Origin of the sequence: Vibrio comitans, assembly GCA_024346835.1 — a bacterium.
GTDB classification, from domain to species: Bacteria; Pseudomonadota; Gammaproteobacteria; order Enterobacterales; family Vibrionaceae; genus Vibrio; species Vibrio comitans.
Genome location: AP024866.1, coordinates 2,101,651 through 2,124,998, shown reverse-complemented (window position 1 = coordinate 2,124,998; position 23,348 = coordinate 2,101,651). Strand labels below are relative to the sequence as shown.

Below are 23,348 nucleotides of genomic sequence, written 5' to 3'. Positions count from 1 at the left end.
ATTACTTGTGACCGTAGGTTCTAGGTTGTGTGTAATAGTCGATAAGCGGTACACACATGTTGGCGATAATAACCGCAAAAGCAACGCCGTCTGGGAAGCCACCAAAGGTGCGAATAATGACGATCAGTGCGCCAATCAATCCACCAAATATCAGGCGTCCCTTAATCGTTGTTGCAGCAGAGACCGGGTCTGTTGCAATAAAGAAAGCGCCAAGCATGGTTGCTCCGGAAAACAACTGGAACAGTGGTGACCCCAATGTACCGGGAGCGATGATGTACAGAATTAAGCTCGTCAGGAATACGCCGCCAAGCACACCTGCAGGGATGTACCACTGGATTACGCGCAGCTTAAGCATGACTAATCCGCCAATCAGGAATAAGACATTAATCCATTCCCAGCCGTAACCAGCGATACCTGAGAATAAAGGGCTATTGCTGATTTCAGAAAGCGTTTGGCCATTACCTAGCCCCGTTTTCACGGTATCCAGTGGCGTTGCCATGGTGATCCCATCAACCCCAGTACGAATCTGCTGTAGTGACATACCGTCAAGATTATAGCCACTAAAAATAAGCGACAGAGCATCGGTCGCTCCTACAGGTGATGATGAGATTTGTGCTGGAGTTAACCAACTGGTCATCTGTACTGGAAACGAGATCAGCAAAACCACGTAAGCAACCATTGCAGGGTTAAATAGGTTTTGACCCACGCCGCCATAGAGATGCTTTGCAACGACAATAGCAAAGAATAAGCCTATTACGGTGATCCACCATGGGGAAAGGGGTGGAATCGCAATAGCTAAAAGTAGTGCGGTAACTAGAGCTGTATTGTCACGAAGCGCTTGTATTGGAGAACGTCCTCTCGCCAACATGATAAGAGACTCAAAGGTCCAAGCCACTAAAATCGCAAACAGTACTTGAATTAAGGTGCCAAAACCAAAGAAGTAGGTTTGTGCCAAAATACCTGGAATCGCACACAATGCTACCAGCAGCATCATTGTCGATAATGAGCGACGCTTTTGAGTATGGGGTGAGCTGGCGATAAAAAATGGCACTAGTTATTCTCCTTAGAGTCACTGCTATCGGCTTGTTGAGCCGCTTTTCTTGCTTTTGCGCGTGCTATAGCTGCAGCAACAGCCGCTTTTTTGGGATCTTCTTGTTGAGGCTGCTCGCTCGCTTCAGGTTCACTATCAACAGTTTGCTGCTCCTGTGCTTTGCGCGCTTTCGCTCTTGCAATCGCAGCGGCGACCGCGGCTTTCTTCGGATCTTCCGGTTCTGCAGGCGCGCTAGTTTGAGGCTCAGCGTCAGCGGTTTGCTGTTGCTGTGCTTTACGTGCTTTAGCTCGTGCAACTGCAGCAGCGACCGCGGCTTTCTTCGGATCTTCTGATTCTGCAGGCTCGCTAGCTTTAGGCTCAGCGTCAGCGGTTTGCTGTTGCTGTGCTTTACGTGCTTTGGCTCTTGCAACTGCAGCAGCGACCGCGGCTTTCTTCGGATCCTCGGGTTCTGCAGATTCGCTAGTTTGAGGCTCAGCGTCAGCAGTTTGCTGTTGCTGTGCTTTACGTGCTTTGGCTCGTGCAACTGCGGCGGCGACTGCAGCTTTCTTCGGATCTTCCGGTTCTGCAGGCTCGCTAGTTTGAGGCTCAGCGTCAGCAGTTTGCTGTTGTTGTGCTTTACGTGCTTTGGCTCGTGCAACCGCAGCAGCGACCGCGACTTTCTTCGGATCTTCCGATTCTGCAGGCTCGCTAACTTTAGGCTCAGCATCAGTGGTTTGCTGTTGCTGTGCTTTGCGCGCTTTGGCTCGCGCAACTGCAGCGGCAACCGCAGATTTCTTAGAATCATCAGACTTAGTGGATTCGTCAGCTTGAGACTCGACATTTGCTTGCGCGGCTTTGCGTGCCTTAGCTCTTTCTATGGCGGCTTTCACTGCATCTTGCTTTTCAGTGTTCACATCAGTCGTTGCCGAGTTTGTTGAAGCAACTTGTTCTTTTTTCGCTTTTGCGCGAGCAATAGCCGCCGCAACCGCATCGCTTTTCGAACCTTCAGCATTTGGCTGTTGCTCCGCTTTTTGTTCGCGACGTTGACGCGCTTCTTCTTTGCGTTGCTCGCGCAGTTTTCGCATCTCAGAATTGTCAGGTTCAGTGACGTTCTCTGATTGTGCCTCCGCTTGCTTCGCTTTAGCTCTAGCAATAGCCGCGGCAACCGCCGGCTTAGGGCCTTCTGTTTTCTTCTGTTTAACTCTTTCTATCGCAGCTGCAATCGCGTCATCACCGCCTTCGGTCTTCATTTGGCTGCGACGCTTCTCGGCGGCTTTCTTGTATTTCTGCTCACGCTCAATTTTATCGCGCTCTAGGCGCTCTTTACGCTGCTCAAAACGAACCTTAGCGCGTTCAGCCGCTTCGGCTTCTGCTGCTTGAATCTTGATTTCTGTCTTCGATTGACGGAAGTAATTCACCAATGGGATGTTACTTGGGCACACATAGGCGCAAGCCCCACATTCGATACAATCCTTGACCTTATATTCTTCACACTTTTCAAGGTCTTTATCTTTCGAGTACCAATACATTTGCTGTGGCAATAGTGAGGCAGGGCATGCCTCTGCGCATTGGCCACAACGAATGCAGGCCATTTCATCGGCAGTGAATTCCAGCTCTTTTTTCGCAGGAGCTAAGATGCAGTTACTGGTTTTGGTGATAGGCACCTCGGTATGAGGCAAGGTAAAGCCCATCATCGGGCCGCCCATGATCACCGACTGTTTCTTCCAAGGCGAAAAGTGCGCTTGTTCAAGCAAAGATTGCACTGGTGTTCCAATCGGCACCCATAGGTTTTGTGCTTGGCTGACACTGCCGCCTGTCATAGTGACGACACGCTCAACCAAAGGCTCGCCATCGATCACTGCACGCTTCACTGCAAAAGCAGAACCGACGTTTTGCACCATGATCCCTATGTCTGCAGGCAGTCCGCTTGAAGGTACTTCTTTATTGGTTAGCACCTTTATCAGTTGGCGCTCACCACCCGATGGATACTTAGTTGGAATGACACGAATGACGATATCATGATTCTCTCCAGCCTTGTTAAGTGCTTGGATTGCTTCAGGTTTGTTATCTTCGATGCCAATAATGCACAGCTTAGGCTTTAAGATGTGGCTGAGTATCTCAATGCCTTGAATAACTTGCTCAGCGTATTCACGCATAAGACTGTCATCAGCAGTAATGTACGGCTCGCACTCAGCTGCATTGATGATCAATATATCGGTACGACCAAAACCTGATTGCAGTTTTCTTGCCGTTGGGAAGCCTGCTCCCCCCATACCAGAAATTCCCGCTTGGCGGATGATATTGACGAGCTCTTCGGCGCTTAGGTCTTGGTAGTGGGTAATGCCAGTGTGTTCAATCCAGGTATCTTTATGATCTGGCTTAATGACGATTGACAGCTCTGACAATCCCGATGGGTGACAACTGGTTCTTGGTTCAATAGCAGTGACGGTGCCAGAAGTGGAGGCGTGCACTGGCAAGCTTAAACTGGTGTGATATTGCGTCAGTGGTTGACCCTTTAATACTAAGTCTCCCACTTTGACCAATAGGTCGCCTTCTTTACCAATGTGTTGCTTGACCGGGATAACTATCTCATTCGCAATATTGGCTCGCCCAATTTTATGGGTGAGAGATTGTGCTTTATGTTCTGGCGGGTGAATGCCTCCAGGAAAGTCCCAGAGATGGCCAGAGCGAATTTGTTCAATAAGTGACAGCATTGGTGGTTATGAGTTCTCAGTCGTTGTGCTTGGCACATTGGTATCTACATTAACTACCGGAATGGTATCGAGTTGCCATTTCCAGGTATCCGGGGTGGCTTTCACCGGAATCATTTCAATACATTCAGTCGGACAGGGTGATACACACAGATCACAGCCAGTACATTGATCAGCAATGATGGTGTGCATGGCCTTTGTTCCGCCAACGATGGCATCAACAGGGCAAGCTTGAATACACTTAGTACAGCCGATACACATGTCTTCATGTATGAACGCGACTTTTTTAACATTGTCGGAAAGATCGTGTGCTGAGTCAGGGACATCAACGCCCATAAGATCTGCCAGTTTCTGTATTGTGGCTTCCCCGCCAGGAGGACATTTGTTGATCTCGTCACCGTTAGCAATAGCTTCTGCGTAGGGACGACAGCCCGGGTAGCCACATTGGCCACACTGTGTTTGTGGCAAGATGGAATCAATTTGTTCAACGATAGGGTCGGCTTCTACTTTGAAGCGAATAGAGGCAAAGCCAAGCAGTCCTCCAAAAAGCGCGGCGAGAGCAACGAGAGCAACAACGGCGATAATAATAGCTTCCATTAGATTTTCACCAATCCAGTAAAGCCCATAAACGCAAGCGCCATTAGGCCCGCTGTGATCATTGCAATAGAGGCGCCTTTAAAAGGCATCGGAACATCGGAGGCTGCAATTCGTTCGCGCATTGACGCGAATAGAATCAACACCATGGAGAAGCCAACGGCTGCCCCAAATCCGTAGATAATGGATTCTACAAAGCTGTGGTTTTCATTTACGTTGAGTAGCGCTACGCCCAGTACAGCACAGTTTGTGGTGATCAATGGGATGAATATGCCGAGCAGGCGATATAAGGTAGGGCTCGTTTTGTGCACCACCATTTCAGTAAACTGAACGACCACCGCAATCACCAGAATGAAACTCATGGTTCTTAGATACTCGATACCAAGCGGCTGCAGTAGGTAGGTTTCTACTAAATACGCACACACTGACGCTAAGGTCAGAACAAAGGTTGTCGCTAGCCCCATACCTATCGCAGTCTCTAATTTTTTAGAGACTCCCATAAACGGACATAAGCCTAAGAATTTAACTAGCACAAAGTTGTTGACTAGCACTGTACCAATCAACAACAAAAGATATTCGGTCATACCAATTTTTTACTCACCCAGATCGAGCTGAACATTATCCTAATTTGTCAGGTATATAACAACACAACATCTATAGGGATTTAGAACATTTGTAGAAAATATAGCCGTTTATACGCAGTTCTTTTCAAATAGAGTGCATAAAAGTGGGGTTTGCACCTCTCTATACGCTTTAGTGGCCGGATTTGAGCTTGAATTGTGGATACTAAGATTTCGATTATTGATAGCAGTCCCAAAACCGTCATTCCAGTGAAGGCTGGAATCTTAGGGAGCACAGGGTTGAGTTTGTGCTCTCTAAGATCCTAGATAAATTGCTTTGCACTTTTCTAGGATGACAAAGAAGTGTACTGCTTTCGAAACAGGAGGACGGCCTTCCGAGTGCGATATTTCCATCGTTCACAAAGTCCAGACGAAAATAAATGCCATAAGATACAGACGAAAAAAAACCGCATCATTTTTATGATACGGTTTTCTTAAGAATTTGGCTTCCCCTGCTGGACTGGAACGGGCCGGCCTTCCGGTTGTGACATATTCACTGTTCACAAAGTTCCGACGAAAAAAAACCGCATTATTTTCATGATACGGTTTTCTTAAGAATTTGGCTTCTCCTGCTGGACTGGAACGGGCCGGCCTTCCGGTTGTGACATATTCATCGTTCACAAAGCGCAGACGAAAAAAAACCGCATTACTTTCGTAATACGGTTTCTTCAAAAATTTGGCTCCCCCTGCAAGACTTGAACTTGCGACATACGGATTAACAGTCCGCCGTTCTACCAACTGAACTAAGGGGGAATTGCTCTAAAGCGAGGCGAATATTACTGACAAGGCTTATCGCTGTCAATAATAAATCTGAAGAATTATAGGAAAAATTATCGGGATAGCGTTGTGGATAATGTTGAGGCCAACCATATTAAGGCTTGATGACAGTTATCCACTGATTTTGTGGATAAGTGTGTTGATGAGATCGGGGCAACTTTATTCTGTTAACATACCGGTAACTTGGTCTAGTGCAGTTGTCTATTGTAAGTGCAGATAATACAAGGTGTTGTACGAGAAGTATGTGCTATAACAAGACTAGTAGGGTGTTTCGAGGTTGTTTAAAAAATAAACTAAAAATTAACGTTTGAGTAAATTCTGGGGAAAAGCTGTGAGTTAATTAGATGTTATGAGAAGGAGGGTTTTCTTGCAGGGGAGAAGAATATAGCAAATGTTAAAATCGAGTGCTAGCACTATTGGTGATAAAATTGATATAAATACCCATAAAGATATTTCAGGTGAAGGTAACTCATTGTGGATGAAGAAAAAAGCACCAAAACGTTTGATTTGGTTTCGAGCTATCAACCTTCAGGTGATCAGCCCACTGCTATCAAACAATTGCTTGATGGACTGGATAATGGTCTAGCCCACCAAACCTTATTGGGTGTGACAGGCTCCGGTAAAACATTTTCGTTGGCCAATGTCATCGCACAAGCGCAGCGACCAGCTATTATTTTGGCACCAAACAAAACCTTGGCTGCTCAACTGTATGGAGAGATGAAAGCATTTTTTCCAAATAATGCCGTTGAGTACTTCGTCTCTTACTACGATTATTATCAACCTGAAGCGTACGTCCCCACTACTGACACCTTTATCGAGAAAGATTCTTCGGTGAACGCTCATATAGAACAAATGAGGTTGTCAGCGACAAAGGCACTACTAGAGAGAAAAGATGCCATCATTGTTGCTTCTGTTTCTGCTATTTACGGCCTAGGTGATCCTGAGTCGTATCTTAAAATGATGTTACACGTTAGGCGTGGCGATGTAATGGATCAAAGAGATATCCTACGTCGACTAGCCGAACTGCAGTATTCAAGAAATGATGTGGCATTTGAACGCGGACAGTTTCGAGTTCGAGGTGAGGTGATTGACATCTATCCTGCTGAATCTGAGCACGATGCTGTGCGTATTGAGATGTTTGATGACGAGATAGATTGCATCAGCATTTTTGATCCACTGACAGGCTCTGTTATTCAACGTGATCTACCTAGATTTACTATCTATCCGAAAACGCATTACGTCACACCGCGTGACCGAATGCTAGAAGCGATTGAGAAGATTAAAGATGAGCTTGTTGATCGCAAGAAGTATTTACTTGATAACAATAAGCTACTTGAAGAACAGCGTATCAGTCAGCGAACTCAATTCGATATCGAAATGATGAACGAACTCGGCTTTTGCTCTGGGGTGGAAAACTATTCACGACATCTTAGTGGCCGTGAAGAGGGTGAGCCGCCTCCAACCTTGTTTGATTATCTTCCCGCAGACGGATTGTTGGTTATCGATGAGTCACACGTGACCGTTCCGCAGATTGGCGCTATGTATAAGGGTGACCGCTCTCGCAAAGAAACGTTAGTTGAGTTTGGCTTTCGTTTGCCGTCAGCCCTTGATAATCGCCCATTGAAATTTGATGAGTTCGAAGCCTTAGCACCTCAAACTATCTTTGTTTCGGCAACGCCAAGTGACTATGAGAAAGAGATGTCTGGCAGCGATATTGCTGAGCAAGTGGTGCGCCCAACAGGTTTACTCGATCCTGAGATTGAGGTGCGCCCTGTAGGTACTCAGGTCGATGACTTACTGTCAGAGATACGTATTCGAAGCGTTAAAGATGAAAGGGTATTGGTAACCACATTAACCAAGCGTATGGCTGAGGACTTAACAGAATACCTGACCGAGCATGATGTGAAGGTGCGTTATTTGCACTCGGACGTAGATACTGTAGAACGCGTCGAAATCATCCGTGACCTACGCTTAGGTGAGTTTGATGTGCTGGTGGGCATTAACTTACTTCGAGAAGGGTTGGATATGCCAGAGGTATCGCTGGTGGCTATTCTCGATGCAGACAAAGAAGGCTTCCTTCGCTCTGAGCGTTCGCTGATTCAGACCATAGGTCGCGCCGCACGAAACCTTGAAGGTAAAGCTATCTTGTATGCCGATCGCATCACCAAATCGATGGCCAAAGCGATAGGCGAAACAGAGCGTCGACGCTTCAAACAGCAACAATACAATGAAGATAATGGAATTGAACCGCAGGCTCTGAAGAAAAGCGTTAAAGATATCATGGAGCTGGGAAGTGTTACCCAAGCGGGTGGCAATAAAAAGTCGAAAGCCGTGCCATTATCTAAGGTGGCGGAAAGTGATGAGCAATATAAGACCTTGTCACCGCAAGAACTGGAGAAGCTTATACTTAAACTGGAAAATGAGATGTACCAGCATGCTCAGAATCTAGAGTTTGAGGAAGCGGCTGCTAAACGAGATCAAATGGAAGAGTACCGAAGGCAATTCATTGCCAATAGCTAGGGGTTAGGTTGTATAGCGAATGTCAAAAAATAAAATAGCAAACAAGCAGTTGAGATTGTTGATGGTAGAGGACACGCTTTCAGTAGCGACCTTATATCAGACTTATCTATCAACATTGAATTTAGATATTCAAATAGTCTCTAGTGGTGAGGCTGCATTAGAGCACCTAGAGCAGCAGCCGATTGATCTTATGTTGCTGGATCTGCGCCTGCCTGATATGACAGGGATGGACGTATTGAAAAAGGTGCGAGCTAGAGCGCCTAAAGTTCCCGTTATCTTTATGACTGCACATGGCTCAATTGAGGTTGCAGTTGAGGCGATGAGAGCCGGTGCTCATGATTTTTTGATTAAGCCATGTGAAGCGGATCAGCTCCGCATCACAGTATCTAAAGCGATACACCAAACTCAAAATGGCAAGCATGATGTTCTAGGAGAGATAAACCAATATCAAGGCTTTATTGGCTCTAGTGCTAGCATGCAAAAGGTTTATAAAACCATAGACTCGGCGGCATCCAGTAAAGCCAGTATCTTTATTACTGGCGAAAGTGGAACGGGCAAAGAGGTCTGTGCTGAGGCTATACATTCTGTCAGTAATCGAAGCACGGAACCCTTTATCGCATTGAACTGTGCGGCTATTCCTAAAGATCTTATTGAAAGTGAATTGTTTGGCCACGTAAAAGGTGCATTTACAGGGGCGGCAACGGATCGAAAAGGGGCTGCAGAGTTAGCTGACGGCGGTACTCTATTTCTAGACGAATTATGCGAAATGGATTTGGACTTACAGACCAAATTACTGCGCTTTATTCAGACCGGTACATACCAAAAGGTAGGCTCATCAAAGCTCAGTGCGGTTGATGTACGCTTTGTCTGTGCGACTAACAAAGATCCATGGCAAGAGGTAAAGAGAGGGCGTTTTCGTGAGGACCTGTATTACCGCCTCTACGTTATCCCGTTGCATCTGCCACCGCTGAGAGATCGAGGTGATGACATTGTTGAAATTGCGTACTCTTTACTCGGTTTTACCTCCCTTGAAGAGAACAAGCAGTTTGGCAAATTTAACGAAGAGGTACTTCGTCACTTCGTTGCTTATCCGTGGCCGGGTAATGTGCGTCAGCTACAAAATGTGATTCGCAATATTGTGGTTCTCAATGAAGGGGAAGAGGTGAAAATGGACATGTTGCCTTCTCCCTTAGACCGATTCAAAGTCGCATCATATTCAGAAGAGGCTATTGATCAGTTTATAGACCCTGAGCAAAGTGACGATAGTAAAAAGATAGTGCCGTTGGCTGTAGTGGAACGAAGAACCATAGAACGAGCCATCGAGCTGTGCGGTGGTAGCATACCTGCAGCCGCCACTGAACTGGATGTCAGTGCATCAACACTCTACAGAAAACTAGAAAAATGGGAGAAAGGGCGTGGATGAACTAAATCTGTTGCAAAGCGATAAAATTACTAGCTTGCGTGCACAGGTGGGTGTGGAGGCTATGCCAGCCTTACTCGATATCTTCAAACAAGAGCTTCAGCAATATATTGGTCAAATTGAAGGAATAGCAGTCAGCGAAGAGAATAGAGAGATGATTGCTCGTACGTGCCATGCGATAAAAGGTAGCGCACCAAGCTTTGGCGCTACCTTACTTGCAGAAAAGGCCACGGAAATGGATGCCTTTTATAAACAACAACTGCTACAAGAGTTTGATAGCCAATGTTTTGAGCTGATCTCACTACTTCGGCGCACTGTGTTTAAGTTGGAGCAACTACAAGCCCAACTTCACTAGGAGCAATTTACAGCTGTTCTAAAACGGCTAGGCGTAGTTTCTCGCGATCGTGTCGCCAACCCCTATTCAATGAGGCAAGATCGCGTGTGACTATGTTCCACTTCCCCTCTAATTCTGGATGAGGAGCACCACCCAACACCACATCGATTTTACGCCCTTGGCAAGCACGCTCTATCCAGTTCAGTTTTTGTCTCAAATCCATTCGCCCAGCAGGACCAAATTCAGGGCTGAGATTTTCGATCAGTATTACTTTTGCATTAGTATTGGCCTTAATCGCCCTACCAATCTCAGGTAATAACAGGGGAGGCATGATACTGGTTAAAAAGCTGCCTGGCCCCAAAATAATGGCGTCTGCCTGCTTAATCGCGTCAACCGATTCGCAAATGGCAGGAACTTCAGGATCTAGGTCCAGTCTCAATAGGTCTTCTTCCATCTCATCAACGCTGGTTTCACCTTTTACCCAGCTACCCTTAGTGGATAACGCTCTTAAATCGGAAGGGTGCTCGGTCATAGGTAAGATGTTTACGTCCACTTTAAGCATCTCACGAACCAAGTTAATGGCTTCAAGCGGTCTAACGGATAAGTTATCCATTGCAGTCAGGATCAAGTTACCTAGGTTGTGGCCATCAAGCTCTCCAGCACCACGGAAACGATATTCAAACATCATCGAGCTAATAGAGGGCTCTGTAATTAACTGATTGATACAGTTGCGGGTATCGCCCCAGGCAATCCCGCCTTGGCAGTAACGAATACGCCCAGTAGAACCGCCGTTATCTGTGGTGGTTACAATTCCCGTTGCATTGCTTCCAAAATCTTTTAAAGCCGCCAAAATACGGCCCAGACCATGTCCGCCACCGATGGCTACCACTTTTTTTGATGAGTAAATTTCCACGCTAATCGCTTATTTTCCTTAGAAATAGTGGGCAAATGTACCCGAATCTTTAGATTAGACCAAATTTAGCGCGAATGAACTTGATTGAACGCGCCTTTTGTAACATTCATCTTGGTAAAAGTTCCTGCATTCCTTTAGGCTTTAGCATTCGCCTACGAAAAATGGTTTATACTGTAGGGGTAAAACTCCGAGTCTCCTTCACTAAGTTTGACGCTGTGTTCCCAAGAGTGAACGTTTGGGCAGAACAATATGTGATTTAGGCCGTGGCATTTCGCCACCAGGGTTGCTCTAGAAATGGAGTAGCCTCCCGTATTTAGGAAAGGTGTTTTGTGACTCAACAATTCGAAGATAGTTTTCATCGCAAGTTTTATTACTTGCGACTTTCAGTTACCGATGTATGTAACTTTAAGTGCAATTATTGCTTGCCAGATGGATATCATCCAGAGGCGAGCAAACGCCCCCCTTTTATCACTCTCCCTGAGATACAGCGTGTCGTGAGAGCGTTTGCCCATTGTGGTACGACCAAGGTTCGTATTACTGGTGGTGAGCCCACTCTGCGTAGAGATTTTACGGATATCGTGCACAGCGTTGCTGAGACTCCGGGCATTGACAAAATCGCCACTACCACCAACGGCTATCGTATGGCTAAGCAAGTTTCTGATTGGAAAGATGCTGGGCTTACTCATATTAATGTCAGTCTAGACAGCCTTGATCCTAAGCAATTCCATCAGATCACGGGACAGAACCGATTTCATGATGTTATGGCGGGTATCGATCGCGCGTTCGAAGTGGGATATGAACAGGTTAAGGTGAATGTAGTTTTACTCAAAGACCTCAACAGCCAACAATTGCCACAATTCCTCAACTGGATCAAAGATAAACCGATCCAACTGCGTTTTATTGAGTTGATGAAGACCGGCGAAATGGATGAGCTGTTTGATAAGCGCCATGTTTCTGGGGTAGCAATACGAAATCAATTGATCGCCAATGGTTGGATATTAAAGCTTCGAGAAGTGAATGATGGACCTGCTCAGGTATTTATCCATCCTGATTATAAGGGGGAGATAGGCCTTATCATGCCATACGAAAAAGGCTTCTGTTCGACTTGTAATCGACTACGTGTATCAGCAATGGGTAAGCTGCATCTTTGCCTGTTTGGTGAAGAGGGCTTAGAGCTTCGCGACCTAATGCAAAAAGATGAGCAAGAAGAAGCATTGATTGCTCGCATATCGCAGGGTCTACAAACTAAAGATATTAGCCACCATCTTGATCAAAATAATCCTGGGGCGACACCGCACCTGGCATCGATCGGCGGTTAATCTTCGTCACACTATTAATTTACATTAAACAGTACATAGGAATTGAGAGAAATGGGACACGCTCATAATGATTTTACGCCGGCTAGCATTGCCGTATTGACTGTATCAGACACTCGCACAGAAGAAACGGATACGAGTGGTGGTTACCTGGCAGATCAGGTAAAAGAAACAGGCCATAAATTAGCGGACAAACAAATCGTTATTGATGATGTTTATAAAATTCGCGCTATCGTCTCTAAGTGGATTGCTGATGAAAATGTAGATGCAATTTTAGTTACTGGTGGCACAGGCTTTACAGCTAGAGACTTTACTCCAGAAGCGCTGGCTCCACTTTTTGACAAGCAAGTTGAAGGGTTTGGTGAGCTATTCCGCGCAGTCTCGTATGAAGAGATCGGCACTTCTACTATTCAATCACGTGCGCTAGGCGGTTTTGCTAATCGTACCGTTATCTTAGCAATGCCGGGTTCAACCGGTGCTTGTAGAACCGCATGGACTCGCATCATCAAAGACCAATTGGATTCTCGCCATAAGCCATGTAACTTCATGCCGCATATTGGGATGTAACAATAGATGAGTGAATTAACCCATATTAACCAGAGTGGCGAAGCGAATATGGTCGATGTGTCTGCTAAAGCAGACACGGTACGTGAGGCGAGGGCAGAAGCTATCGTCACTATGTCAGAGCAGACACTCGCATTGATTTTAAGTGGTGATCACCACAAAGGTGATGTGTTCGCTACCGCTCGTATCGCTGGTATTCAAGCAGCCAAGAAAACCTGGGATCTGATCCCACTTTGTCATCCTCTATTGCTCTCTAAAGTTGAGGTTCAATTAACCCCAATGAAAGAGACTAATCAGGTGCGTATAGAATCAACGTGTAAGCTGGCAGGTAAGACTGGTGTTGAAATGGAAGCCCTAACTGCGGCCTCTGTTGCAGCCTTAACCATCTACGACATGTGTAAAGCCGTGCAAAAAGACATTGTGATTTCTCAGGTTCGATTGCTAGAAAAGACTGGTGGCAAATCAGGTCACTTTGAGGCGACGTTATGATCAAGGTTGTTTTCTTTGCTCAGGTTCGAGAGCTTGTCGGTGAAGATGAAGTTACTATCGAGAGTACAGAGACCTCGGTAGATACTATCAGACAGCAACTTATTGAACGTGGTGATAAATGGGCTCTAGCATTAGAGTCTGGGAAGCTATTAGCTGCAGTCAATCACACTATGGTCCCATTAGATACGACCGTTAAATCGGGAGATGAAGTAGCCTTCTTCCCGCCGGTAACGGGAGGTTAATGTGGATAAAGTACTGGTTCAAGAGCAAGATTTTGACCTAGGCAAAGAGTATGCCTTGTTGTCAGAGTCTTCATCTATCGGCGCTGTAGTTACATTTGTTGGAAAAGTACGAGATTTTAATCTCGGTGATGACGTTATCGGCTTGAACTTACAACATTATCCAGAAATGACGGAAAAGGCCTTGCACGAGATCTGTGCTGAAGCACGTCGTCGTTGGCCGTTAGATAGGGTTACCATCATACATCGCGTTGGAGACCTTGATATCGCCGACCAGATTGTTTTAGTGGGCGTGTCCAGTGCTCACCGAGACGCAGCGTTTGCTGGTTGTGAGTTCATTATGGACTTTCTGAAAACAAAGGCACCATTTTGGAAAAAAGAGCGCCTGAAGGACTCTTCAAGATGGTTAGATGCCAGAGAATCTGATCAAATTTCTATGAAACGTTGGTCATAATCTTGCAAAATTCGCCTGTGTGATAATGGTCACAAAAATAATGAAAGCTAAAGCCCCTTATTACACAGGGGCTTTTTTGATCTAGATCATAAGTATTTAGCTGTTTTTATATCTTTATGATTTTCACCTCTCACGCCAAAAGTGAAAAATTTAAATGTTTAGTTTGCTTTTGGTGTGCTTTAAGTTATTGATTTGTTGCTTGTGGCTGTTGTTTTTGTGCTTCGGATCACTAAATGGTGATAAATCATGTAACAAAGTGTTCTTCATTTAAAAAATGCAGGTTAGATCACTGAACTTTTTCGGTAAATCCAAATTTAGTTCTGGAATATTGACCTAGACAGCAATTTAGCAATTGCGTGAATACATTTTTATGGCAAAAACTTTCAAGGATGGTAACTTTGTTTCCAATCTTTATGGTCTTTTAGCTTTTTAAGTTTCTTTCTGGATACAAAGTGACTTAAAAACAATGGCTTGAAGTCAGAATAAAGAGTTCATGGATGCAACGATAAAAAACTGGAGTTTAATGCATGTATAAAAATAAGATCACCCAAGCTCTAATCCTTGGAGCGGGCCTAGCTGCGGCAACCACCTCTTTCGCTACTCTTGCTGCTAATGTTCCTGCAGGTACTGAGCTTGCTCCCGTACAGGAATTGGTTCGTGGTAACGGTACAGAGGTTGCTTCGATCGACCCGCATAAAACTGAAGGTGTTCCTGAGTCTCACGTTATTCGTGACCTACTTGAAGGCCTAGTAAACCAAGATGCAGACGGCAACACTATCCCTGGTGTAGCTGAGTCTTGGGAAACGACAGACAACAAAACTTTCACTTTCAAACTTCGCAAAGATGCTAAATGGTCAAATGGCGACCCTGTAACAGCTGAAGACTTCGTTTACAGCTTCAAGCGTGCCGTTGATCCAAACACTGCTTCTCCGTACTCTTGGTACCTAGAGATGACCACTATGGTCAATGCAGACGAGATCATTGCTGGTAAGAAAGACAAAGAAACTCTAGGTGTTAAAGCTCTTGATGAGCACACTCTAGAAATTCAACTAGAACAAGCTGTTCCATACTTCGTTAAGATGATGGGTCACACCACTGTTAAGCCAGTTCACCGTGGAACTGTTGAGAAGTTTGGTGACCAATGGACTAAGCCTGAAAACTTCGTTGGTAACGGTGCATTCGTTATGGACAAGTGGGTAGTAAACGAGCGCATCGAGCTAGTTCGTAACGCTAACTACTGGGACAACGAGAACACAGTTCTTAACAAGGTAACTTTCCTACCGGTTGAGAACCAAGTTGCTGAGATGAACCGCTTCCTATCTGGCGAGATTCAAATCACTAACGAACTGCCTATCGAGCACTTCAAGCGCCTTAAGAAAGAACACCCAGAGTCTGTAGATGTTAAGGGCAACCTATGTTCTTACTACTACGGCTTTAACAATGCTAAAGCACCATTCGATGACGTTCGTGTACGTGAAGCTCTGTCTTACACTATCGACCGTGACGTAATCGCGAACCTAATCCTAGGTCAAGGTCAAAAGCCAGCTTACTTCCTAACTCCTGAAATCACTGCGGGCTTCAACCCAGAGCTTCCTGAGTACGGTAAACTTTCTCAGAAAGAACGTGTAGCTAAAGCAAAAGAGCTTCTAGCTGAAGCTGGTTTTGATAAGAGCAACCCTCTAACGTTTACACTTCTTTACAACACATCTGAAAACCACAAGAAGATTGCTACAGCAGTACAATCTATGTGGGCTAAAGATCTTGGCGTAAGAGTAACGCTTGAGAACCAAGAGTGGAAAACTTACCTAGATACACGTCGTCAAGGTAACTTTGATGTGACTCGTGCTGGTTGGTGTGGCGATTACAACGAAGCATCAAGCTTCCTATCGCTAATGCAATCTAACAACAGCTCAAACGATCCTAAGTACCACAGCGAAACTTACGATGCGTTAATGGCGAAAGCTATGGCGGCAACTAGTGATGCTGAGCGTGAAGCAATTTACGTAGAAGCAGAAAAGCAACTAGCTAAAGATATGCCAATCGCGCCTATCTACCAGTACGTTACTTCTCGTCTAGTTTCAGAAAAAGTGGGCGGCTACCCAAGCAACAACGCAGAAGACAAGCTGTTCTCTAAAGATATGTACATCATTAAGTAATTCCTACTTAAAACAATAATAACTATGAAAGACACTGCATGTGGAAACACATGCAGCGTCTAATTTTTTGTCACAGACTGGATGGATGAGTTTATGCTTAAATTCATTATGAAACGGATATTTGAAGCAATACCAACCTTGTTGGTGTTGATTACCGTGTCTTTCTTCCTGATGCGCTTTGCGCCAGGTAACCCTTTTTCTAGTGAGCGCCCACTTCCACCGGAAGTTATGGCGAACATTAATGCTAAATACGGTTTGGATAAGCCTGTATTTGAACAATACACCACTTACCTAACCAATATCCTAACGGGTGATTTTGGCCCGTCATTCAAATACAAAGACTTCACCGTAAATGAACTCGTTGCTAACGCGCTACCTGTATCGGCTAAAGTAGGTTTTCTTGCCTTCATCTTTACCGTGATTATGGGTGTCACCGTGGGCACCATAGCGGCATTACGGCAGAACAGTTGGCTGGATTACGGAATAATGGCCACCGCCATGCTCGGGGTGGTAATGCCATCCTTCGTGTTGGCGCCCGTACTAATTTACCTATTCTCTATCAACCTTGGCTGGCTACCTGCTGGTGGTTGGAATGATGGCTCATTCCAGTATATGGCACTACCGATTATCGGTATGTCGCTGCTATACGTGGCTACCTTTGCACGTATTACTCGTGGCTCAATGATTGAGACGCTAAACAGTAACTTTATCCGTACAGCTCGCGCGAAAGGTCTTAGCTACCGTTACATCATCATTAAGCACGCACTTAAGCCAGCATTGCTACCTGTAGTTTCATACATGGGACCTGCATTCGTAGGTATCATCACAGGCTCGGTTGTTATCGAGACCATCTTTGGTCTGCCGGGTATCGGTAAGCTGTTTGTTAACGCAGCATTTAACCGCGATTACTCTCTAGTAATGGGTATCACCATCCTGATTGGCTTCTTGTTCATTCTGTTTAACGCCGTGGTCGATATCTTGCTTGCAGTTATCGATCCTAAGATTCGCTACTAACAAGGACTAACAACATGTTGATTAAAAAAGAAAACCTTGAAGCGATCGAAAAGATGTCCGAGAACCTTGAGATTGAAGGTCGCTCATTATGGCAAGATGCTCGCGTGCGCTTTATGCGAAATAAAGCAGCGATGGTGAGCCTAGTAATTTTGGTTCTGATTACCTTATCGGTAATTTTCCTGCCAATGATGGCAGAGTTTGCCTATGACGATACCGATTGGTATGCACTGCACTCTGCGCCATCAGCGACTCATATTTTTGGTACTGACAGCCTAGGCCGAGATCTGTACGTTCGTACTCTTATTGGCGGCCGTATCTCTCTAATGGTTGGTGTATTGGGTGCATTGGTGGCCGTACTGATTGGTACCTTATACGGTGCAACATCGGGCTTTATTGGTGGTCGTACAGACCGCATCATGATGCGTATCCTAGAGATCCTATACGCGGTTCCATTTATGTTCCTAGTTATCGTACTAGTGACCTTCTTTGGGCGTAACATCGTGCTTATCTTCGTTGCTATCGGTGCTATTGCCTGGCTTGATATGGCACGTATCGTACGTGGTCAAACATTGAGTCTGCGTAGTAAAGAGTTCATTGAAGCTGCCCACGTAAGTGGTGTAAGCAACTGGAAGATCATTACTCGCCATATCGTACCAAACGTTCTAGGTATCGTAGCGGTTTACTCAACGCTACTAGTACCAAGCATGATCCTTACTGAGTCGTTCCTGTCGTTCCTTGGCCTTGGTGTTCAAGAGCCAATGACAAGCTGGGGTGCACTACTGCAAGAAGGTGCTAACACAATGGAAGTTGCTATTTGGCAATTGATGTTCCCTGCAGCCTTCATGGTAGTTACTCTGTTCTGCTTTAACTACGTTGGCGATGGCCTTCGTGACGCGCTTGATCCTAAAGACAGATAAGAATAATAAGGAATAGGGTAATGACGAATAAATTATTAGACGTAAAAGACCTGAGAGTAGAGTTTACTACTCAAGATGGCATCGTTACTGCGGTTAACGATCTTAACTTCTCATTAGAACCGGGCGAAACGCTAGGTATCGTTGGTGAGTCTGGTTCAGGTAAATCACAAACCGTATTTGCCATCATGGGCCTATTGGCAAAGAATGGCATTATCTCAGGTAGTGCTAAGTTTGAAGGTCGTGAGATCTTAAACCTGCCAGAGAAAGAATTAAACAAGGTTCGCGCTGAACAAATCGCGATGATCTTCCAAGACCCTATGACCTCTCTGAACCCTTACATGAAAGTAAGTGATCAGTTGATGGAAGTGCTTATGCTGCACAAAGGCATGGGCAAAGCAGAGGCGTTTGAAGAGTCAGTACGCATGCTTGAAGCGGTGAAAATACCAGAAGCACGCAAGCGCATTACTATGTACCCGCACGAGTTCTCTGGCGGTATGCGCCAGCGTGTAATGATTGCGATGGCATTGCTGTGTCGTCCAAAGTTGCTGATTGCAGATGAGCCGACAACCGCATTGGACGTAACTGTTCAGGCGCAGATCATGGACCTACTTAACGAGCTGAAGTCTGAGTTTGATACCTCAATCATAATGATTACTCATGATCTTGGCGTTGTAGCGGGTTCTTGTGACAAGGTATTGGTGATGTATGCAGGTCGTACTATGGAATATGGTTCAGTGGATGAAATCTTCTACGAGCCAAGCCATCCGTATGCTGAAGGCCTACTAAAAGCGATTCCGCGCTTAGATACGGAAGGTGAAATCCTACCGACTATCCCAGGAAATCCGCCAAACCTACTTAAACTGCCACCGGGTTGTCCTTACCAAGACCGTTGTCACCGTGTGACGGATCGCTGTATGAGCGAAACGCCTATCCTGACACCATTTGGTACAGACCGCCAACGCGCATGTTTTTCTGATCACGAGGCTTGGACACGATGAACGCACCTTTTATTGAAGATAAAAAACTGATGCTGGATGTGAAAGAGCTAAAGGTTCATTTCCAGATTGCTTCTAAGTCAGCATGGCCTTGGAGCAAACCTACACCACTGAAAGCCGTAGATGGCGTGAATGTTCGCTTATACGAAGGTGAAACACTGGGCGTAGTAGGCGAGTCAGGTTGTGGTAAATCGACCTTTGCACGTGCTGTTATTGGTTTGGTAGAAGCGACTGAAGGCGAAGTAGTTTGGTTGGGTCAAGACCTGACCAAGATGAAAGACGTTCAACGTCGCGACACACGTAAAGACATTCAGATGATCTTCCAGGATCCTCTGGCATCACTGAACCCGCGTATGACAGTGGGTGACATAATTGCTGAGCCTCTGCAAACCTTCTACCCGAAGCTAACTAAGGATGAAGTTAAGCAAGAAGTTAAGAAGATGATGGACAAGGTAGGTCTACTGCCTAACGTTATCAACCGCTATCCGCATGAGTTCTCAGGTGGTCAATGTCAGCGTATTGGTATCGCTCGTGCATTGATTCTTAAGCCTAAGATGATCATCTGTGATGAGCCTGTATCGGCGCTAGATGTATCTATCCAAGCACAGGTAGTAAACCTTCTTAAAGAGCTTCAGAAAGAATTCGGCTTGAGCCTAGTGTTCATCGCACACGATCTTTCTGTTGTTAAGCACATCTCAGACCGCGTTTTGGTCATGTACCTAGGCAACGCAGTGGAATTGGGCGAATCTAAAGAACTGTTTGCACATCCTAAGCACCCGTATACGCGTGCTTTGATGTCTGCGGTACCTATCCCAGATCCTAAGCTAGAGCGTGCTAAGAAGATTGAGATGCTAGAAGGCGACTTACCTTCACCAATGAACCCACCATCAGGTTGTGTGTTCAGAACTCGCTGTCCGGTAGCGACAGAAGAGTGTGCTAAGAACAAACCAGTTCTAGAAGGTGATGATGTGCACGCAGTGTCGTGCTTCCATTCATACTAACCTTTTCCGCCTGTGACAGGCTTGAGCGTGTTGTGTATGCAGCACGCTCTTTTTTTATCTTGATGAAGACAGTTCTTCATCACGTCACTGTTACCAAGCGCCACCAAATTGAATGTAAGTGGTGGTCTCTTCTGGACCGACGGCAACGTCGAGACCCGCCGTTAATCCAAGTTGACGTGCTATTAAGTAGCGAAAGCCAGCGCCTTGTACATTACGCAGCGTAGCGTCAGACACTTTTTGGTCTTCGTTTACAGCAACACCTGAGCCAACAAACCCTAATACAGTCCAACGGCCATCAATGTCGTAGCTAAGCTCCGCTTCAACAAGACCTGTGCTATCACCTTGATAACGCATCATGGCAATACCACGCATATCAATTGATGGAGGAGCATAAAATGGGTAAGGAGTATCTCCGGTTATTGTTTTAGCATCAGCTCGTAGTCCCAATCCCCATTTATTAGATAAACGGGCGTGGTGCATAGCGAAAGCATGCCAGAGTTGATAATCAAACTGCGCCCCAAAAGCTTTATTGTGATTGCTATATTCGATACCCGCTTTTGTTCCTACAGTGGGAGCAAATTGATTGTTTCTATTATCAAACGTTAATTTAAGACCAAAAGCGCCATCTCTAAGCTCTGCTGGGTTAGTAGGCCCAATCTCAGGGATCATTAAATCAAAAGACGTATCTGAATCAGTGTAGGCATAGTTGGCGCCAACAAAAAAATTAGACTGCCCAATACGAAAGTCAATATCTTGAAAGAAATGAATGGCTTTAGATTTAAACTTGATTGCATCGTCTTGATCATAGAACTTCATATTAATTTCAGCGCCAAACAAGCCGCCTAGATAACGTATTCTATCGTTAAACCAATTGCCGGAATGGAAGCCGCCCAGAACTTTTGTTCCATTGCTCGTTGCTACGCCAACGACACCAGAAACGCTGGTAGGAATGTCCGCTACCATTTCTCCGGATAAACGCCTTTGTTTACGATCTTCTGATTCATGAAAAAACAATAAAGCGGCGCCACCTCCAGCGCCAATCGCGGGGTCGTTGACTATAACGGGAACAGGCAGGAACCCGGTTGTATTATCAAGAATATATTGGCTAGCATCTAACTTGCCGTCTTTAGGGTCTGTAAATTGGTCCATGGCACCTGCATGTGTAAGCAATGGTAGTCCACACATAGCGATTATTGGCCACTTCCAGACAGGCCCTTGTTTCAGCAGTAGATTGCGCATTTCTATGTCTCATTGATTTCGTGAATGCGAAATATAGCGAGTGGGAGTAATGGTAACCAATGAGCATCTATTGGCTTTTTAGATAGGTTTAGAGGCCGGAGTGGCACACGACACGGATAAAATGAACAACGCTACCAGGCCAACGTCATACTGGAAAATACACCGTGTATATGCAGTATCTTGGATTTTACGAAAGCCTGCTATCGGCACTTTCTAAGATCCTGAATCAAGTTCAGGATGACCTGTTACGGGTCACCTAACGACAAATTCAACACTCTTCGTCATACTGGAAAACACACAGTGTATATCCAGTATCTTGGAGTTTACGAAAGCCTGCCATCGGCACTCTCTAAGATCCTGAATCAAGTTCAGGATGACCTGTTTCGGGTCGCCCAACGACAAACTCAACATCCTTCGTCATACTGGAGAATACACCGTGTTTATACAGTCTCTTGGACTTTACGAAAGCCTGCCATCGGCACTCTCTAAGATCCTGAATCAAGTTCAGGATGACCCTTCGGGTCACCCAACGACAAACTCAACACCCTTCGTCATACTGGAAAACACGCAGTGTATATCCAGTCTCTTGGAGTTTACGAAAGCCTGCCATCGGCATTCTCTAAGATCCTGAATCAAGTTCAGGATGACTCTTCGGGTCACCCAACGACAAATTCAACACTCTTCGTCATACTGGAAAGCACGCAGTGTTCATCCAGTCTCTTGGAGTTTACGAAAGCCTGCCATCGGCACTCTCTAAGATCCTGAATCAAGTTCAGGATGACCTATTTCGGGCCACCCACGACAAATTCAACACCCTTCGTCATACTGGAAAACACGAAGTGTTTATCCAGTATCTTGGGAAGTGCGAAACCCAGATATATGCTCACTAAGATCCTGCTGGGCTGGCACACCAGTTTTCATCAGGATGACGTTTTTTTAGTTTCACGTTTTGTTGGGTCTATTCAATATTTTTGACCAAGATCCTCAACTTGCTTTCCTGTTCATTGCTTCTTCGCCACTTATACTGATCACAATTCAATAGAAAGGATTTAACCATGGGTAAGTTAGTGGAAGGGGTTTGGCATGATGTGTGGTACGACACTAAATCCAGTAACGGTAAGTTTGTACGTGAAGATGCTGGATTTAGGCATTGGATAGAAAATGATAACAATGCCGAGTTTAAGCCTGAATCTGGTCGTTATCACCTCTATGTATCTTTGGCTTGTCCTTGGGCGCACAGAACTATGATCTTTAGAACAATCAAAGGCTTAGAAGAGCATATTTCGGTGAGTATTGTCAGCCCTGATATGCTTTCCGAAGGGTGGGAGTTTGATACGCCTGAGCCTTTGTACGGGCATACAAAGATGCATCAAATCTATACACAAGCAAAACCGGATTATACCGGTCGAGTTACAGTGCCTGTGCTTTGGGACAAGCAAACGCAGACCATAGTCAGCAACGAGTCATCTGAAATCATCCGTATGTTCAATAGTGAGTTCAATGAGCTCACGGGTAACTATGAGGATTATTACCCATTGGCACTGCGCGGTGATATCGATGAATGGAATGACTATATCTACCCGAATATTAACAATGGAGTCTATCGCTGTGGATTTGCCACAACTCAACAGGCGTATGAAGAGGCATTTGATGCCTTGTTTATGGCTTTAGATAAAGTTGATGAGCATTTAGCAGAGAATCGTTATCTAACGGGCGCTCAATTAACGGAAGCGGATTGGCGTCTATTTACTACCTTGGTGCGCTTTGATGCGGTGTATGTGGGGCACTTTAAATGCAATAAAAAACGCATTAGTGATTACCGAAGAATTCAAGGTTACCTTAAAGAGTTGTATCAGATTTCAGGTGTTGCAGAGACAACCAATATTGAGCAGATCAAACGCCATTATTACTTTAGTCACAAGGGGATTAATCCCACTCAAGTTATTCCTAAAGGGCCAGAGCTGGATCTTGAATCAGAGCACAATCGAGATTTGATTTAGAAATAAAAAGCGCGAGTGGCTTTAGTCTTTGACGCATACAAAAAC

The 23,348-nt window shown here is 45.3% G+C and carries 21 protein-coding genes, 1 tRNA gene and 1 riboswitch; of the genes, 14 read left to right on the top strand and 8 right to left on the bottom strand.

What is annotated here, in order from left to right; all coding sequences use genetic code 11:
- Nucleotide 1 precedes the first annotated feature (1 nt).
- From rsxD to OCU46_RS09705, 6 genes are all read right to left on the bottom strand, one after another.
- Complete coding sequence (gene rsxD, locus OCU46_RS09730) at nucleotides 2–1,051, bottom strand: electron transport complex subunit RsxD (RefSeq protein ID WP_141273435.1); 1,050 nt, start codon at nucleotides 1,049–1,051, stop codon at nucleotides 2–4.
- On the bottom strand, nucleotides 1,051–3,744 hold the full coding sequence (gene rsxC / locus OCU46_RS09725) for an electron transport complex subunit RsxC (RefSeq protein ID WP_141273437.1): 2,694 nt from the start codon (nucleotides 3,742–3,744) through the stop codon (nucleotides 1,051–1,053). Before rsxC ends, rsxD begins: the two co-directional genes overlap by 1 nt.
- A gap of 6 nt (nucleotides 3,745–3,750) precedes the next feature.
- Nucleotides 3,751–4,338: an electron transport complex subunit RsxB gene (gene rsxB / locus OCU46_RS09720; protein ID WP_141273439.1), complete on the bottom strand. Its 588-nt coding sequence runs from the start codon at nucleotides 4,336–4,338 to the stop codon at nucleotides 3,751–3,753.
- Entirely contained in the window at nucleotides 4,338–4,919 is a 582-nt protein-coding gene (gene rsxA / locus OCU46_RS09715) for an electron transport complex subunit RsxA (RefSeq protein WP_141273441.1), read from the bottom strand. Before rsxA ends, rsxB begins: the two co-directional genes overlap by 1 nt.
- Nucleotides 4,920–5,312: 393 nt before the next feature.
- A complete protein-coding gene (locus OCU46_RS09710; RefSeq protein ID WP_141273443.1) occupies nucleotides 5,313–5,627 on the bottom strand; it encodes a hypothetical protein in 315 nt (104 codons plus the stop codon).
- A 5-nt stretch (nucleotides 5,628–5,632) separates the two neighbouring features.
- A tRNA-Asn gene (locus OCU46_RS09705) sits at nucleotides 5,633–5,708 on the bottom strand.
- A gap of 498 nt (nucleotides 5,709–6,206) precedes the next feature.
- On the opposite strand from OCU46_RS09705, the gene uvrB reads away from it, so the two are divergent.
- Genes uvrB through OCU46_RS09690 form a run of 3 tightly spaced genes read left to right on the top strand, consistent with a single transcriptional unit; the run spans nucleotide 6,207 to nucleotide 10,027 of the window.
- On the top strand, nucleotides 6,207–8,252 hold the full coding sequence (gene uvrB / locus OCU46_RS09700; protein WP_141273445.1) for an excinuclease ABC subunit UvrB: 2,046 nt from the start codon (nucleotides 6,207–6,209) through the stop codon (nucleotides 8,250–8,252).
- 19 nt (nucleotides 8,253–8,271) lie between these two features.
- Entirely contained in the window at nucleotides 8,272–9,675 is a 1,404-nt protein-coding gene (gene luxO / locus OCU46_RS09695; protein ID WP_141273447.1) for a quorum-sensing sigma-54 dependent transcriptional regulator LuxO, read from the top strand.
- Nucleotides 9,668–10,027: an Hpt domain-containing protein gene (locus OCU46_RS09690; protein WP_141273449.1), complete on the top strand. Its 360-nt coding sequence runs from the start codon at nucleotides 9,668–9,670 to the stop codon at nucleotides 10,025–10,027. Before luxO ends, OCU46_RS09690 begins: the two co-directional genes overlap by 8 nt.
- A 7-nt stretch (nucleotides 10,028–10,034) precedes the next feature.
- Here OCU46_RS09690 and yvcK read toward each other — a convergent pair whose 3' ends face one another.
- Nucleotides 10,035–10,919 carry a uridine diphosphate-N-acetylglucosamine-binding protein YvcK gene (gene yvcK, locus OCU46_RS09685; protein WP_141273451.1) on the bottom strand — a complete coding sequence of 295 codons (885 nt, stop codon included), beginning with the start codon at nucleotides 10,917–10,919 and terminating at the stop codon, nucleotides 10,035–10,037.
- A 173-nt stretch (nucleotides 10,920–11,092) separates the two neighbouring features.
- Nucleotides 11,093–11,260: riboswitch (molybdenum cofactor riboswitch) on the top strand.
- Between yvcK and moaA the strand changes: the two genes are divergently transcribed.
- From moaA to oppF, 10 genes are all read left to right on the top strand, one after another.
- Nucleotides 11,249–12,238 (top strand): GTP 3',8-cyclase MoaA, encoded by a 990-nt coding sequence (gene moaA / locus OCU46_RS09680; RefSeq protein ID WP_141273453.1) that lies wholly within the window; start codon nucleotides 11,249–11,251, stop codon nucleotides 12,236–12,238. Its footprint overlaps the riboswitch before it by 12 nt.
- A gap of 51 nt (nucleotides 12,239–12,289) precedes the next feature.
- Nucleotides 12,290–12,802, top strand: coding sequence for a molybdenum cofactor biosynthesis protein B (moaB, locus tag OCU46_RS09675; protein ID WP_119010034.1), 513 nt, complete (start codon nucleotides 12,290–12,292; stop codon nucleotides 12,800–12,802).
- A 6-nt stretch (nucleotides 12,803–12,808) separates the two neighbouring features.
- Entirely contained in the window at nucleotides 12,809–13,288 is a 480-nt protein-coding gene (moaC, locus tag OCU46_RS09670) for a cyclic pyranopterin monophosphate synthase MoaC (RefSeq protein WP_141273455.1), read from the top strand.
- A complete protein-coding gene (gene moaD, locus OCU46_RS09665; protein WP_141273457.1) occupies nucleotides 13,285–13,530 on the top strand; it encodes a molybdopterin synthase sulfur carrier subunit in 246 nt (81 codons plus the stop codon). The genes moaC and moaD overlap by 4 nt, the downstream gene beginning before the upstream one ends.
- 1 nt (nucleotide 13,531) lies before the next feature.
- Nucleotides 13,532–13,981 (top strand): molybdopterin synthase catalytic subunit MoaE, encoded by a 450-nt coding sequence (gene moaE, locus OCU46_RS09660; protein WP_141273459.1) that lies wholly within the window; start codon nucleotides 13,532–13,534, stop codon nucleotides 13,979–13,981.
- 527 nt (nucleotides 13,982–14,508) lie between these two features.
- Nucleotides 14,509–16,137 (top strand): ABC transporter substrate-binding protein, encoded by a 1,629-nt coding sequence (locus OCU46_RS09655; RefSeq protein WP_141273461.1) that lies wholly within the window; start codon nucleotides 14,509–14,511, stop codon nucleotides 16,135–16,137.
- Nucleotides 16,138–16,230: 93 nt separating this feature from the next.
- Nucleotides 16,231–17,151 (top strand): oligopeptide ABC transporter permease OppB, encoded by a 921-nt coding sequence (oppB, locus tag OCU46_RS09650; RefSeq protein ID WP_141273463.1) that lies wholly within the window; start codon nucleotides 16,231–16,233, stop codon nucleotides 17,149–17,151.
- Nucleotides 17,152–17,165: 14 nt separating this feature from the next.
- Nucleotides 17,166–18,068: an oligopeptide ABC transporter permease OppC gene (gene oppC, locus OCU46_RS09645; protein ID WP_017029743.1), complete on the top strand. Its 903-nt coding sequence runs from the start codon at nucleotides 17,166–17,168 to the stop codon at nucleotides 18,066–18,068.
- Between the two features lie 20 nt (nucleotides 18,069–18,088).
- A complete protein-coding gene (oppD, locus tag OCU46_RS09640) occupies nucleotides 18,089–19,066 on the top strand; it encodes an ABC transporter ATP-binding protein (RefSeq protein WP_017029742.1) in 978 nt (325 codons plus the stop codon).
- Nucleotides 19,063–20,064, top strand: coding sequence for a murein tripeptide/oligopeptide ABC transporter ATP binding protein OppF (gene oppF / locus OCU46_RS09635; protein ID WP_141273465.1), 1,002 nt, complete (start codon nucleotides 19,063–19,065; stop codon nucleotides 20,062–20,064). Before oppD ends, oppF begins: the two co-directional genes overlap by 4 nt.
- 90 nt (nucleotides 20,065–20,154) lie before the next feature.
- Here oppF and OCU46_RS09630 read toward each other — a convergent pair whose 3' ends face one another.
- A complete protein-coding gene (locus OCU46_RS09630) occupies nucleotides 20,155–21,303 on the bottom strand; it encodes a BamA/TamA family outer membrane protein (protein ID WP_244311467.1) in 1,149 nt (382 codons plus the stop codon).
- Nucleotides 21,304–22,358: 1,055 nt separating this feature from the next.
- Here OCU46_RS09630 and OCU46_RS09625 point away from each other — a divergent pair.
- A complete protein-coding gene (locus tag OCU46_RS09625) occupies nucleotides 22,359–23,303 on the top strand; it encodes a glutathione S-transferase family protein (RefSeq protein WP_141273467.1) in 945 nt (314 codons plus the stop codon).
- Nucleotides 23,304–23,348 lie beyond the last annotated feature (45 nt).

What these genes read in the sequence shown, in the direction of transcription:
- rsxC (WP_141273437.1), bottom strand. Translation starts at nt 3,744, where the DNA reads ATGCTGTCACTTATTGAACAAATTCGCTCTGGCCATCTCTGGGACTTT.
- rsxB (WP_141273439.1), bottom strand. Translation starts at nt 4,338, where the DNA reads ATGGAAGCTATTATTATCGCCGTTGTTGCTCTCGTTGCTCTCGCCGCG.
- rsxA (WP_141273441.1), bottom strand. Translation starts at nt 4,919, where the DNA reads ATGACCGAATATCTTTTGTTGTTGATTGGTACAGTGCTAGTCAACAAC.
- luxO (WP_141273447.1), top strand. Translation starts at nt 8,272, where the DNA reads ATGTCAAAAAATAAAATAGCAAACAAGCAGTTGAGATTGTTGATGGTA.
- moaB (WP_119010034.1), top strand. Translation starts at nt 12,290, where the DNA reads ATGGGACACGCTCATAATGATTTTACGCCGGCTAGCATTGCCGTATTG.
- moaC (WP_141273455.1), top strand. Translation starts at nt 12,809, where the DNA reads ATGAGTGAATTAACCCATATTAACCAGAGTGGCGAAGCGAATATGGTC.
- moaD (WP_141273457.1), top strand. Translation starts at nt 13,285, where the DNA reads ATGATCAAGGTTGTTTTCTTTGCTCAGGTTCGAGAGCTTGTCGGTGAA.
- OCU46_RS09655 (WP_141273461.1), top strand. Translation starts at nt 14,509, where the DNA reads ATGTATAAAAATAAGATCACCCAAGCTCTAATCCTTGGAGCGGGCCTA.
- oppB (WP_141273463.1), top strand. Translation starts at nt 16,231, where the DNA reads ATGCTTAAATTCATTATGAAACGGATATTTGAAGCAATACCAACCTTG.
- oppC (WP_017029743.1), top strand. Translation starts at nt 17,166, where the DNA reads ATGTTGATTAAAAAAGAAAACCTTGAAGCGATCGAAAAGATGTCCGAG.
- oppD (WP_017029742.1), top strand. Translation starts at nt 18,089, where the DNA reads ATGACGAATAAATTATTAGACGTAAAAGACCTGAGAGTAGAGTTTACT.
- oppF (WP_141273465.1), top strand. Translation starts at nt 19,063, where the DNA reads ATGAACGCACCTTTTATTGAAGATAAAAAACTGATGCTGGATGTGAAA.
- OCU46_RS09630 (WP_244311467.1), bottom strand. Translation starts at nt 21,303, where the DNA reads ATGCGCAATCTACTGCTGAAACAAGGGCCTGTCTGGAAGTGGCCAATA.
- OCU46_RS09625 (WP_141273467.1), top strand. Translation starts at nt 22,359, where the DNA reads ATGGGTAAGTTAGTGGAAGGGGTTTGGCATGATGTGTGGTACGACACT.